Origin of the sequence: Marinobacter iranensis (assembly GCF_029207565.1) — a bacterium.
GTDB classification, from domain to species: Bacteria; Pseudomonadota; Gammaproteobacteria; order Pseudomonadales; family Oleiphilaceae; genus Marinobacter; species Marinobacter iranensis.
This window is the reverse complement of sequence record NZ_JANCMW010000009.1, coordinates 85,284-97,450: the sequence shown is the minus strand read 5'-3', so window position 1 is coordinate 97,450 and position 12,167 is coordinate 85,284. Positions and strand designations below refer to the sequence as shown.

Sequence of the window (12,167 nt, the reverse complement as noted above, 5' to 3'; positions counted from 1 at the left end):
TCCCTCAACTCGCTCATTGAGTACAAACTGATCAGTTGATAGTTAAAAGCTCTCGACCGTAACGTAGAATTTACTGGAAGAACAAAAGATAACATCACAATTTGCGAGACATCTTCTATAGTAGTGGTATAAAAGGCAGATTACCGGCTGCATACCAAGAACAGAATCTATCGATTCAAGGCACGCGATCAAGGACTTAAACAATGAGGAAACTGCTGTACGCTCTGGCAGCAAGCATGCTGCTGCTAACCTCCTGGGCCCAGGCCGCCCCGGAGCTGAGGTCCGATCATCCCGAGCGTTACACTGTCGTGAAGGGTGACACCCTGTGGGATATTTCCGCTCGTTTTCTGAATAACCCCTGGTACTGGCCGGAAATCTGGCATGTGAATCCACAGGTTCAGAACCCTCACCTGATCTATCCGGGTGACGAGCTGGCGCTGGTCTACATCGACGGCAAGCCCCGCGTCACCAAGGTGTCCAGTGATCGGGTAGTAAAGTTGTCGCCGAAGGTCAGGTCCGAGCCCATCGACACGCCGATTCCCGCCATACCGCTGGATGCGATCAGCAGTTTCCTGACCGACACCCGAATCGTTGACGTTGAGGAGCTCAATGGAGCGCCTTACGTGCTGGAGGGCGAGGATGGCCGCATTATTACCGGTGCTGGCGACCGCATCTACGCCCGTGGTGAGAAGCCGGCTGACAATTTAGGCGTGTTCCGCCGCAGCAAGGAATTCCGGGACCCGGAAACCGGGGAATTCCTGGGCCTTGAAGCCCGCAGTATAGCCCGCGGCGAAGTGATTGCGGAAAACGACGATGTGCTTACCCTCCGTCTGAAGCAGTCCAGCGAGGAAGTCCGCATCGGAGACCGCCTGTTGGTGGGTGAAGAGCGCCGTATTACCACCAGCTTTGTGCCGAGTTCACCGGATAGTAAGATTGAGGCTGAGATGATTTCGGTCGACGGTGGTGTGAGCCAGATCGGTCAGTTTGATGTAGTTGCCATCAACCGTGGAGAGCGCGAAGGCCTGAAGCCCGGTAATGTCATGGCTGTCCTGAAAAGTGGCAACTTGGTTCGGGACCCGGTCACCAATGAGACCATCGAACTGCCCTCCGAGCGTGCAGGGCTGATGATGGTGTTCCAGACCTACGAGAAAATGAGCTATGGCCTTATCCTGCAGGCCACCCGCCCATTGTCGGTGGGTGACAAGGTGACCAACCCCTGACGGGCAGATAGCTGATGCTGAAAAAAGGAGCCCGCACCGCCGGCTCCTTTTTTTATGGCATAATTCAAACCTGTCCCGTCAGGAAGGCGAGGCCTGTTACCAAAATCTGATCCACGGAAGGATGCCATGCCCCTCTCTAGTGTTGCCCCATCGGACCAGGAACTGTTCCAGTCGGAAAGCGGATTCTGGATATTCCTGTCCTGCCTGCCGAAATTCGGTGCCCGCCGCCAGCAGGCGGTTCTCGAACAGCTCCCGGATCTTCATGATCTCCTGACCCACAATGCGGCCACCCTGAAAGCACTGGGGCTGGCGGCGGAAACGGTGGAGGCCCTTGAAGCCTGGCGCCGCCGGAATACCGCCCACCCGGTTGTCGCCGGTGCAGGGAGTGTTTATCGGGATTGCCTGCGAACCAGCACCGATATCCTCACCATGGCCGATGCCGACTACCCCAGCCCCCTGAAACACATTCACGACGCCCCATTGGTGCTCTATGTTCGGGGTGATCGTGCCCTGCTGGGGCGGGAACAGATCGGTATTGTTGGCAGCCGCAATGCCACCCGCGCCGGATTGGAACATGCCCGGTCATTCGCCGCTGCCCTGGGCAGGAAAGGGTTGTTGGTCACCAGTGGGCTGGCCCTGGGTGTGGATGGCGCGGCCCATGCCGGCGCCCTGGATGCCGGTTTTCCAACGGTGGCGGTGATTGGCAATGGTGTTGACCGGCCCTACCCTTATCGTCATCGCACGCTCAGTGAACGCATTGCCGGTGACGGCGTTATTGTGTCTGAATACCCGCCCGGAACCTCTGCCAAGGCAGGGCACTTCCCCCGCCGCAACCGGATTATCAGTGGCCTCACCCGGGGCATCCTGGTGGTGGAGGCAGGGCTGAAAAGCGGCTCCCTGATCACCGCCCGCCTGGCGCTTGAACAAGGGCGGGAAGTATTCGCCATTCCTGGATCGGTTCACAATCCCCTGGCGCGGGGCTGCCATGACCTGATCCGGCAGGGGGCGAAGCTGGTCGAAACCGTGGATGACATCTGTGAGGAACTGGGAGCCTGGTGGAGCGGTCAGAACGCTGAATCGCCCTCCGGCACAATAAAGGAGACACCGGCCACCGCAGGCCTGGACTCCCGGGAAATCGCGGTGCTGGAGGCTTTAGGGTATGATCCGCAGTCAACCGATGATTTGTGTTCAGTGACCGGCCTTCCCGCCGACCAGTTGATGCAGTCGCTACTTCTCCTGGAACTACAGGGGCTTGTGGATGCTGCGCCCGGTGGGTTCCAGCGGATTGCCTGAGCCACGTGTATTGACTTGAAGACTCCATGAAAAAACCACAGCAACCCCTGTCTGACTGGCACCTTCATTGCGCCCGCCGCACCCTGCTGGGTGGCGGCGTGATTGCCTATCCCACCGAAGCGGTCTGGGGCCTGGGCTGCGATCCCTGGGATGCGGAGGCGGTGGATCGCATTCTCGAACTCAAACAACGTCCGGTGGAGAAAGGCGTGATCCTTGTGGCGGCCTCTGTCGATCAGGTACGGTTCCTGCTGGACCCGTTGCCGCCGGAGCAGCAGCACAAGGCTCTGGCCCACTGGCCCGGCCCGGTAACCTGCCTGTTGCCGGATGTCCTGAGGCAGATCCCGGAACAGGTTCGGGGCCGTCACAGTTCCATCGCCGTGCGTGTGAGTGGTCATCCGGTAGTGCGCGCCCTGTGCGAGACGGTCGGCTTTCCCCTGGTATCCACCTCCTGTAATCCTGCTGGTCGCCAGCCGGCACGGACGTCCTGGCAGGTGCGCCGGTATTTCAAGGGGCAGCTGGATTGGCTGGTGCCGGGAGAGCTGGGCGGTAATCGTCAGCCCAGCCGTATCATCGATATCGTCAGCGGAAAACAACTGCGCTAGGAGACCCCATGCCACAACAACCCGACAGCCATGCCGTGAAAGAGTATCTGCTCGGCCTGCAGGAACAGATCTGCCAGCGGTTGGCGGTGGTTGACGGCAAGGGCAGTTTCGAAACCGATGCCTGGGACCGGCCCGAGGGTGGTGGCGGCATCAGCCGGGTGATCACCGACGGTGGGGTGTTCGAGAAAGGCGGCGTTAACTTCTCCCATGTGATGGGCGAGACCATGCCTGCATCGGCCACGGCACACCGTCCCCACCTTGCGGGCGCGCCCTGGCAGGCCATGGGGGTGTCGCTGGTGATGCACCCCCTCAATCCCTATGTGCCCACCTCTCACGCCAATGTGCGGTTTTTCGTGGCAACACCGGAGAATGCCGAGCCGGTGTACTGGTTTGGTGGTGGCTACGACCTGACACCCTATTACGGGTTTGATGAGGACTGTGTGCATTGGCACCGGGTCGCGAAAGCGGCCTGTGATCCTTTTGGCGAGCGGCTGTATCGTGAGTACAAGCAGTGGTGTGACAACTACTTCTACCTGAAGCACCGGGACGAACCCCGGGGCGTGGGTGGGCTGTTCTTCGATGACCACAACACCGGTGACTTCGGCCGTGACTTCGGATTGATGCAGTCGGTGGGCGACAGCTTTATCGAGGCCTACGAGCCCATCGTGCAGTGCCGCAAGGGCATACCCTGGGGCGATCAGGAGCGTGACTTCCAGCTCTATCGCCGGGGCCGCTACGTGGAGTTCAACCTGGTGTACGACCGTGGCACCCTGTTTGGCCTGCAGTCCGGCGGCCGCACCGAATCCATCCTGATGTCCCTGCCGCCGCTGGTGCGTTGGGAATACAGCTATGTGCCGGAGGCGGGCTCGGAAGAGGCGCGGCTGACGGATTATTTTCTTACTGGAAGGGACTGGCTGGAGACCACTGATGAATAACGACCTTTACGCCGTGGTGGGCAACCCCATCAGCCACAGCAAATCTCCCCGTATTCACAGCCTGTTTGCCCGCCAGACCGGTGAGCAACTGGAATACACCGCCATCCAGGCGCCGGAAAACGATTTTTCCGCTACCGTAACCGGCTTCTTCGAGCGCGGCGGCAAGGGGCTGAACGTCACCGTGCCCTTCAAGGAGCAGGCCTGGAAAATAGCGGACCGTCGCACCGAGCGGGCGGAACTGGCGGGCGCCTCCAATACGCTCTATAAGGACAGTAAGGGCTTACTGACTGCGGACAACACTGATGGCAAGGGACTGGTGACGGACCTGAAGGTAAACCACGGCATCCCCCTGGCCGGAAAACGTATCCTGATGCTGGGCGCCGGCGGAGCCGTTCGCGGCGTGTTGGGGCCGATACTGGCGGAAGAGCCTGCGGTTCTGGTGATTGCCAACCGTACCGTGGCTAAAGCGGAGGGACTGGTCACTCTGTTTGAAGCCGTTGCAGGCCAGACCCACCTGAACGCCTGTGGGTTCGAACAGCCAGCGGAGGCTTTCGACATCATCATCAATGGCACTAGCGCCAGCCTTCAGGGTGACCTGCCGCCGGTTTCGGCAAATGTGATCGGTGCCGACACGGTCGTCTACGACATGATGTATTCTCTGCAGACCACCACGTTTAACCAGTGGGCGCTGGACCAGGGGGCCATACGGGTGTTTGATGGCCTGGGCATGCTGGTCGAGCAGGCGGCGGAGTCGTTCCGGGTATGGCGCAGTGTCAGCCCGGACACCCGGCCGGTGATCGACGAATTGCGAAACGAATAAGCCCAACCCGGGCGCATGGGCTATGCTCAGCAGGTGTACACGGTTCCCTAAGGTTTCTCTAAAGGTCTCCCTATAGGCTTCTGATTAAAGGTCTCTGATGGATATTCTCACCCTTGTGGGGCTGGTGGCAGGCATACTGATTGTTCTGCTCGCCATGCTGGCCAACGCCTCGATACTTACCTTCTTCAACCTTCCCGGGCTGGCGATCGTGCTGGGTGGTACCTTTGCCGTCACCCTGATCAAGTTCCGGCTTCCGTCGGTGATGAGCGCCTTCCGCCTGGCATTCGCCGCGGCTTTCACCGAACGTGTCGAGCGGCCCGCGGAACTGATCCGGGAAGTGGGCGCGCTGGCTCTGGTGGTGCGCAAGGAGGGCATCCTGGGCCTGGAGAACCATGCCACCAACAACAAGTTCCTGCAGAAGGCGATAAACCTCTGTGTGGATGGTCACCCGCCGGAACTGGTCGAAGAGGCGCTGGCTCAGGAAACCCAGCAGTCGGTCGAGCGCTACGAAGTTTCCGAAAGGGTGTTTCGTGGCATCGGCGAGTCCGCACCGGCCATTGGCATGCTGGGCACACTGGTGGGGCTGGTGCAGATGCTCAATACCCTTGATGATCCCTCGTCCATTGGCCCGGCCATGGCGATTGCGCTGCTGACCACTCTATACGGCGCCTTTATCGCCCAGCTGATTGCCCTGCCCCTGGCCGACAAGCTGCAGCTCAAGGGCGAAGACGAAGCACGCAACCAGGTGCTGATCACCACGTCCATCCGCAACATCATGCGTGGCGAGAACCCGCGGGTAATGACTGAACTGCTGTCTTCCTTCGTGACACCGGAGCAGCGCACCGACCTTACGCCGGAGCGGGAGGCGTAGGTTTTGGTTGTTCGTCAGCCTGTCAAAAAGAAAATGCATGGCCGCGGGTCCCCGGCCTGGATCGTCACTTTTGCCGATCTGGCCACCCTGTTGCTGACCTTTTTCATCCTGCTGCTGTCCTTTGCGGAAATGGATATTGAAAAATACCGCGCCATGGCCAATTCCATGGCGGTTGCCTTTGGCAGCAACCAGGTGCTTGGCGAGGAGATAGGCGGCTCGCCGCTGACGTTGATCGAGTCAGATACAGTGTCCCTGCCGGAACCCATGGAGACCGATACTGACGAACCCGAGTTCATTGACGAGCGCGCGGGAGCGGATGCCCCCACCAAAATTCCTGCCGGCGTGATCGAACTGGCCAGCCGCATGATTGAAGAGCTGGAGGCTGAGGTGGCTTCGGGAGCGCTGAATGTCAATTACGATGAAAGCCAGGTCGTCATCCGCTTCTCCGAAGAAGCCACCTTCCGTTCCGGAGACGCGGCCATCAAGCCGGAGATGATCCCGATCATCGAGCGGGTGGTGGATGTGCTGTCCAGCTGCACCGGCGACGTGCTGGTGGCCGGCTACACGGACGACCGCCCCATATCCAGTGGCCGCTATCGTTCCAACTGGGACCTGTCCGCCGCCCGCGCGGTTTCAGTGGTCCACGAGTTGGTGATGAATCGCCAGGTGCCGGCGGAGCGGGTTGTGGCAGCAGGGCGGGCGGAAACCAACCCGCTGGCGCCCAACGACAGCGAGGAAAACCGGGCAAAGAACCGACGGGTCGAGATTGCCATCCGGGACCCGGAGTGCGATGAGCGCCTGGATACCAATGCATTGCCGGTGGAAATCATGCCTTAACAGGGGCTTATGCTTGCCGGGAAGCTCCTCATAGTCAATTTATATAACCCCGGCGCGTTCAGATCTTTATACTGTGCAGCCCGAAATGAACACATTTACCAATACAACGTTGCCAGAGAGCGAATATGAGTGGACCAGACAAGCCGAAAGTCATTGGAGAGGAATGGAGTGATGAGCGGGTAAAGAGTTTCCTGGCGATCACGCCCTACGACAGCAGCATCGATGCCGACTTCAATGCCCTGATCAAGGCCTACCAGGCCATGATTGCGGAAGACTTCGAGCGTTTTGTCGGTTTCTTTGTGGAAGCGGGGCGGAACCTTAACGCCGTGGATGGGAATGGTGAAACCATCCTCGACCTGGTATCACGGCATCGTCGCAGCACCGCCTACGCAGAGACACTCAGGAAAGCCGGAGCGAAAACAACGGCAGACGCCGGGAACTGAGCCCCGGCTCTGCCGTTGCCAGCCTTGCCGGTTTACTGAACGTCCACCTCAATGGCCTTGGGTTCAGCCGGCTCGGCCTTGGTCAGCGTGAGGGACAAAATGCCGTCCTTGAAATTGGCCCGGATGCTGTTTTCGTCCACGTTTTCCGGCAGGGTAAAGCGGCGCAGGAAGCTACCGTAGACCCGCTCAATGCGATGGTGCTTTCTGTCGTTGGTTTCTTCCTCATGCTTGCGCTCACCCTGAATGCTCAACACACCGTCCTGTACGGTTACCTTCACATCGTCCTTTGACATGCCTGGTAGCTCCGCCTCGATGTTGAAGGCTTCCGGTGTTTCCTTGATATCCACAGCCGGTGCCCAGTCGCTGCGGCTGAACAGATCCTTGCCTTCCCGTTCGCCATTGCCGCGTGCCAGGCCGAACAGCCGGTTGTAACGGTTCATCAGGTCGTCAAATTCACTGACCGGATTCCAACGGGTTATGTTAGCCATATGAAACTCCTCCTACGAATCTGAAATCACACTTTGGTGTCAGCTTCGCTCGCGGAACAGCTCCATACCGGTGGCGCCAGCCGGATGGTTTCCGTGAACTTCTGCTATTTTCGAATGTAGGACCGACCGGTCATTTTTCAATAGGGTTGCTGGCTGAAATTTTTGCGGACACCGAAGGAAGGCTGAAGTGCCGGTGAAGAAAAGGCCTGAAGCGGGCCATGGCCGGCCCTTCCAGATCGTTTTGCGGGTGTGCGCCCCACCGGAAACCGTGCAACCCATCCGGGCTGGTGTCGTTGCCGACAAACGGGACCAGTAAATCGGGGTCGGCACTGATGACATGAACGATGACATCCCTGCTGGCATCGTCGCCGGTAATCAGTGGGGCTGCCTGGTGGTCGCCGGTCAGCACCAGCAGGGTTTTGTTATCCACGTGACGTTTGGCATATTCGGTGGCTACGTTCAGGGCATAGTCCACGGAGCGGGCGTAGTGCTGGCGCACACGCTCGGGATCCTTCCAGAGGCTGGCGGGGGCTTCGCCGGCATCCTTCCAGCGATTGAAGGCCTCACCATCACCAATGCTGTCCCAGTCATCCAGTACCGGGAGCACGGGTACCCAGGGAGCATGGCTGCTGATCAGTGCCACTTCCGCGAAAACCGGTTTATCCACTCGCTCCCGTACTTGGCGCTGAAACCACGACCAGGTGTACTGGTCCGGCATGGTTACCCAGTTCAGGGCCGGCCCGCGGTAGTCCATGGTGGTTGACTGGTAGATCCGGTTATAGCCGAACGCGCGACCTTCCGGCCAGTCCCTGGTAATGGCGGGCATTACCGCTACCGTGTCATGGCCAGTATTGGCCAAGTCATCAATCAGTGTAGGGTAGTCACTGGCGAGGAATATCTCGTAATCAAGCTGGGTGTCGATCCACTGGCCGCTGAGCAGCGTGGTGTGCGCCAGCCAGGACTGGCCACCCTGAACGGGGGACCGCAGGCGGCCCGTCACGATGTGCAGGCCGGCGTCCGCCAGGGTCTGTTCCATTTGCGCCAGGCGCGGCCGGATCAGTGCCCCATAACGAGGATCCGTGACCGAGGAAATGCCATAGGACTCGATGAACCCCAGAATCACATCGGTTTCTCCGAGCTTCTGTAATGGCTGGGATTGCACGGCTTCGGGGTTATCCTCCAGATGTTGCCGGAAAGACACCGTTGACCGATGGGTATCCATGGCCAACTCGACCTGCTGAGCGGCTGTACGGGCCGCACTCAGGCCCACGAATGGCTGCGGCAGGGAAGCGACAACCAGTGCAACGAGGCCCAGAGTGGTTGTCGCTGTTGCGGTACGGTGGGGAACGCCCTGGCCCACCTGCACCAACAAGCGGCCTACACAAACAGCCAACCCCACAAAGCTGGCCAGGACCATGACAATCAGTATCACCGACAGAGTGGTTCCCAGATTGCTCTGCATAAGGTCAAACACGGAACCTGCAACGTCGAACTCAAGATAGAGATTGAACGGCCGCCCAATGCTTTCGCGCACCAGAAGGTCGCTCAGCGCAAAGAAAGCGAGTAGACCGTACAACGAACCCACAGCCACCGCGCCGGCGCGCTTGCCTACGCCACCTGGTAGTAGCGCAAACAGCCCGCACAGTAGCAACGCCTCTGCCGCTACCCACGGCATCCCCGGGTAGTGAGGCAGCAGCAACGCCAGAAACAGGCCGTTAAGCAGAATCGTGGTAAAAAGCAGTCGCTTCAATCACAAATCTCTTTCAGGTATTCGTCCTTGAGTTTGACGTAATTGGCCGCCGTGTATTTAAAAAAGGTCTTTTCCTGATCCGACAACGCCCGCGCCTGGCGGCAGGGCGATCCGACATACAGGTAACCGGACTCCAGTGTCTTGCCCGGCGGTACCAGGCAGCCGGCGGCGACAATCACCTCGTCTTCCACCACGGCGCCGTCCATAATGATGCAGCCCATGCCAACCAGCACCCGGTTGCCCACGGTGCAGCCGTGCAACAGTGCCTTGTGGCCAACGGTCACGTCATCCCCGATGATCAACGGCCAGCCACCGGGATTGAAGTCGCTGGCGTGGGTGATATGCAGCACGGATCCGTCCTGGACACTGCAGCGGTCGCCGATGCGTATTTTGTGCATGTCACCGCGCACTACCGTCATTGGCCAGACGGAAACGTCATCCCCTGTCTGGACGTCCCCGATGACCACCGCACTGGGATCAATCCAGGCGCGTTCTCCAAATTGTGGCGTGTTACCCTTGTGTGTTCGTACATTCGACATTACATATACCTATATAGCGTTTACCCGGAGGCTCGGGGCACCTGTGGGGAGGCCTTTCCAAAACTGTACGGAGCCATGGATGGCGGAGTCCAAGCGTCACATGGATGTGCCGAAGGAGCGTGTTTTGGAAAGGCCTCCCCACAGGTGCCTTACCCCGAAGTTTAGCACTCGAAGCTACCCTACAAATTAATGGCTGAGAAGGGGACTTATGAACAACCCGTTATTGACCGATGACCTGTTGCCGAGATTTGACCATGTTCGCACCGAGCACATGGAACCGGCAATCGACCAGATTCTCAGCGAAAACCGCATGAAAATCTCACAGCTGGCACAGCAGGACGATCCCACCTGGGAAACCCTGGCGCAACCAATGCAGGCGACTGAAGACCGGCTGGAACGCGCCTGGTCCGTGATTTCCCACCTCAACGGTGTAATGAACAGTGACGACCTGCGTAAGGTGTACAAGAACTGCCTGGAAAAACTGACTGAATACAGCACCGAGCTGAGCCAGAACGCGGAGCTCTGCGAAGCCTACAAGAAGCTGGCAGCAAGCGATGAATACAAGGCGCTGAGCGAAGCCCAGCGCAAGTCGGTGGACAACACCCTGCGGGATTTCCATCTTGGGGGTGTCGACCTGCCCCAGGAGAAAAAAGAACAGTACGCCAATCTGTCCATGGAGCTATCGGAGCTGTCCAACCGCTTCAGTGACAACGTACTGGATGCCACCCAGCACTGGTTCAAGCACATCACCAATGTGGAAGAACTGGCGGGTGTTCCCGAATCTGCGCTCGACGGCGCGAAGCAGGCAGCGAAGCAGAAAGACCTCGACGGTTACGTGATCACCCTGGATTTCCCCAGCTTTTACCCGGTGATGACCTACTGTGACAACCGGGGCCTGCGCCGGGAAGTCTACGAGGCGTTCGTCACCCGCGCTTCCGATATGGGCCCGGACGCTGGCACCTGGGACAATACCCCGGTGATGTCGGAAATCCTCAAACGCCGCCATGCCATGGCGCAGTTGCTCGGGTTCAACAACTACGCCGAGCGCTCCCTGGCCACCAAGATGGCCCGCAGCGTGGACGAGGTTCTGGACTTCCTGAACCAGCTGGCGGCCAAGTCAAAGCCCATGGCCGAGCAGGAATTTGCCGATCTGAAGGCGTTTGCCAAAGATACCCATGGCGTTGACGACCTTCAGGCCTGGGATATCGGCTATTACAGCGAAAAGCTGCGCCAGGAACGCTACGACATTTCCCCGGAAACCCTACGCCCCTGGTTCCCGGTGAACAAGGTGGTGCCCGGCCTGTTCGCCGTGGCTGAAAAACTGTTCGACGTTCAGATCGAGGCCAAACCGGACGTGGAAACCTGGCACCCGGATGCCACCGCTTACTGCATCAGCCGTAACGGCGAGCCACTGGCCTGGTTCTACCTTGACCTGTACGCCCGCCAGGGCAAACGCGGCGGCGCCTGGATGGCAGACTGCCGGGTACGCTGGCGCAACCTGCGTGGCCAGCTGCAGCTGCCGGTGGCGTTCCTGACCTGCAACTTCACACCGCCGGTGAACGGCAAGCCGTCGCTGCTGACCCATGACGAAGTCACCACCCTGTTCCACGAGTTCGGCCATGGCCTGCACCACATGCTGACCCAGGTGGATGTACTGGACGTATCCGGTATCAACGGCGTGGCCTGGGATGCGGTGGAACTGCCCAGCCAGTTCCTGGAAAACTGGTGCTGGAACCCGGACTCCCTGGCCCTGATTGCCTCGCACCACGAAACCGGAGAGCCATTACCGGAAGACCTGCTGAGGAAACTGCTGGCAGCCAAGAATTTCCAGTCCGGCATGGCGATGGTGCGACAACTGGAATTCTCTCTGTTCGACTTCCGCCTGCACGCGGAATTTTCCCCGGAGGCACCCACCAACCCCCTGGACATGCACCGCAAGGTACGCAGCGAAATCGCGGTGGTGGAAGCACCCTCGTTCAACCGCTTCCCCAATAGCTTCTCCCACATCTTCGCTGGCGGCTATGCGGCGGGCTATTACAGCTACAAATGGGCGGAGGTACTGGCGGCGGATGCTTTTTCGCTGTTCGAGGAACGGGGCATCTTCGACCCGGGAACCGGCAAGGCCTTCCTGCAGAACATCCTTGAGAAAGGCGGTTCCCAGGAACCGATGGAACTTTTCAAGGCATTCCGTGGTCGAGAGCCGCAGGTGGATGCGTTGTTGAAACAGAGTGGTATTACGGACGATGCTGCGTGATTTGACAGGAAACGGGTTTGTCGGGTTACGGCTTCGCCTAACCCGACCTACGAAAGGCTCGAGTTCATGGTAGGTCGGATTGGGCGAAGCCGTAATCCGACAACCAAACTCTGAT

Annotated in this window: 12 protein-coding genes; 9 read left to right on the top strand and 3 right to left on the bottom strand. The window is 59.3% G+C overall.

Annotated features, from left to right (window positions below):
• Nucleotides 1-203: 203 nt before the first annotated feature.
• The 8 genes from NLU14_RS14465 (at nucleotide 204) to NLU14_RS14430 (ending at nucleotide 7,021) form a co-directional block, all read left to right on the top strand.
• Nucleotides 204-1,220, top strand: a complete 1,017-nt coding sequence (locus NLU14_RS14465) for a LysM peptidoglycan-binding domain-containing protein (protein WP_275707691.1) — start codon at nucleotides 204-206, stop codon at nucleotides 1,218-1,220.
• Nucleotides 1,221-1,346: 126 nt separating this feature from the next.
• Nucleotides 1,347-2,513: a DNA-processing protein DprA gene (dprA, locus tag NLU14_RS14460; RefSeq protein ID WP_275707689.1), complete on the top strand. Its 1,167-nt coding sequence runs from the start codon at nucleotides 1,347-1,349 to the stop codon at nucleotides 2,511-2,513.
• Nucleotides 2,514-2,539: 26 nt separating this feature from the next.
• Nucleotides 2,540-3,115, top strand: a complete 576-nt coding sequence (gene tsaC, locus NLU14_RS14455) for an L-threonylcarbamoyladenylate synthase type 1 TsaC (protein ID WP_275707687.1) — start codon at nucleotides 2,540-2,542, stop codon at nucleotides 3,113-3,115.
• An 8-nt stretch (nucleotides 3,116-3,123) separates the two neighbouring features.
• Nucleotides 3,124-4,050 (top strand): oxygen-dependent coproporphyrinogen oxidase, encoded by a 927-nt coding sequence (hemF, locus tag NLU14_RS14450; RefSeq protein ID WP_275707685.1) that lies wholly within the window; start codon nucleotides 3,124-3,126, stop codon nucleotides 4,048-4,050.
• Nucleotides 4,043-4,870, top strand: coding sequence for a shikimate dehydrogenase (aroE, locus tag NLU14_RS14445; protein ID WP_275707683.1), 828 nt, complete (start codon nucleotides 4,043-4,045; stop codon nucleotides 4,868-4,870). Before hemF ends, aroE begins: the two co-directional genes overlap by 8 nt.
• 97 nt (nucleotides 4,871-4,967) lie before the next feature.
• A complete protein-coding gene (locus NLU14_RS14440; protein WP_275707681.1) occupies nucleotides 4,968-5,741 on the top strand; it encodes a MotA/TolQ/ExbB proton channel family protein in 774 nt (257 codons plus the stop codon).
• Between the two features lie 33 nt (nucleotides 5,742-5,774).
• Entirely contained in the window at nucleotides 5,775-6,578 is an 804-nt protein-coding gene (locus NLU14_RS14435; RefSeq protein ID WP_275707841.1) for a flagellar motor protein MotB, read from the top strand.
• Between the two features lie 125 nt (nucleotides 6,579-6,703).
• Nucleotides 6,704-7,021, top strand: coding sequence for a PA4642 family protein (locus tag NLU14_RS14430; protein WP_275707679.1), 318 nt, complete (start codon nucleotides 6,704-6,706; stop codon nucleotides 7,019-7,021).
• Nucleotides 7,022-7,053: 32 nt separating this feature from the next.
• On the opposite strand, the gene NLU14_RS14425 is transcribed toward NLU14_RS14430, so the two are convergent.
• The 3 genes from NLU14_RS14425 to NLU14_RS14415 all read right to left on the bottom strand — a co-directional run bounded on the left by NLU14_RS14425 (nucleotide 7,054) and on the right by NLU14_RS14415 (nucleotide 9,798).
• Complete coding sequence (locus NLU14_RS14425) at nucleotides 7,054-7,509, bottom strand: Hsp20/alpha crystallin family protein (protein WP_275707677.1); 456 nt, start codon at nucleotides 7,507-7,509, stop codon at nucleotides 7,054-7,056.
• A 130-nt stretch (nucleotides 7,510-7,639) separates the two neighbouring features.
• On the bottom strand, nucleotides 7,640-9,259 hold the full coding sequence (locus NLU14_RS14420; protein ID WP_275707675.1) for a sulfatase-like hydrolase/transferase: 1,620 nt from the start codon (nucleotides 9,257-9,259) through the stop codon (nucleotides 7,640-7,642).
• Nucleotides 9,256-9,798, bottom strand: coding sequence for a gamma carbonic anhydrase family protein (locus tag NLU14_RS14415; protein WP_275707673.1), 543 nt, complete (start codon nucleotides 9,796-9,798; stop codon nucleotides 9,256-9,258). The genes NLU14_RS14420 and NLU14_RS14415 overlap by 4 nt, the downstream gene beginning before the upstream one ends.
• 208 nt (nucleotides 9,799-10,006) lie before the next feature.
• Between NLU14_RS14415 and prlC the strand changes: the two genes are divergently transcribed.
• Complete coding sequence (prlC, locus tag NLU14_RS14410; RefSeq protein WP_275707671.1) at nucleotides 10,007-12,052, top strand: oligopeptidase A; 2,046 nt, start codon at nucleotides 10,007-10,009, stop codon at nucleotides 12,050-12,052.
• Nucleotides 12,053-12,167 lie beyond the last annotated feature (115 nt).